Genomic DNA, 449 nt, shown 5'->3' on the forward strand with positions numbered 1-449 from the left:
CCCACCAGCGGATACGCCTGCGGCGTGGCCACCGGCTGCATCCGGCCCAGGCGGTGTTCGAAGCAGGCACTGATGGCCTCACCGAAGGCTACCTCGTCCATCGCCAGCAGCGCCTCGATCTGCCGCGGCGGCAGCGTGATCACCGCCGATGCCTGGCCCTCGTTGAGCGGCAGCAGCGCCATCGTGCGGCCGTAGCCGAACCACTCCCAGGCGGTGTGGTGATGGTCGCGCTCGACCTGCATGCGGCACACCAGCATCGACTTGCCGAAGTCGCGCATCTGCGCACCGATGCCGAGCATGCGGCGGGTGGCGGAGAAGCGGCTGTCAGCGGCCACCAGCAGCCGCGCATGCAGTTGGCTGCCGTCATCGAGTTTGACCACGTGGCCCTGCGCATCGGCCTGCACGCCCAGCACCTTGCGCCCGTCGAACAGCTCCAGGCCGTCCTGGCC

1 pseudogene is annotated in these 449 nt (G+C 69.7%); it reads right to left on the bottom strand.

Annotation, left to right across the window (positions count from 1 at the left end):
• A pseudogene (locus EEB19_RS26375) lies at positions 1-449 on the bottom strand (hypothetical protein); the annotation flags it as partial.

It is taken from the genome of Gordonia sp. OPL2 (assembly GCF_003797825.1).
Lineage (GTDB): Bacteria > Actinomycetota > Actinomycetes > Mycobacteriales > Mycobacteriaceae > Gordonia.